The organism is Halomonas marinisediminis (assembly GCF_004347715.1).
Lineage (GTDB): Bacteria > Pseudomonadota > Gammaproteobacteria > Pseudomonadales > Halomonadaceae > Halomonas > Halomonas icarae.
The window spans coordinates 1-233 of sequence record NZ_SLTR01000693.1 but is presented as its reverse complement, the minus strand read 5'-3'; the positions used below and the strand labels follow the sequence as shown (position 1 = coordinate 233).

At 45.5% G+C, this 233-nt stretch carries 1 pseudogene; it reads right to left on the bottom strand.

The window, feature by feature from the left end:
- Window positions 1-233: pseudogene (locus tag E0702_RS18260) on the bottom strand (acetyl-CoA C-acetyltransferase); the annotation flags it as partial.

Sequence of the window (233 nt, the reverse complement as noted above, 5' to 3'; positions counted from 1 at the left end):
ACTTTCACGACTAAACTGATATTTTTGCGCGGTTTGCTCTGCAAATACGCCCATCAATTCACCTTGATAAGCATCTTGTAAGCCATCAAAAAACATATGATCGAGAACTTGGTCATGCCCTAAGCGGTAACCATCACGTGCTTTTTTCAATATATAAGGAGAGGACGACATGTTTTCCATCCCACCCGCAACCACGGCATTGGCGCTACCCGCTTGGATCAAGTCGTGCGCTA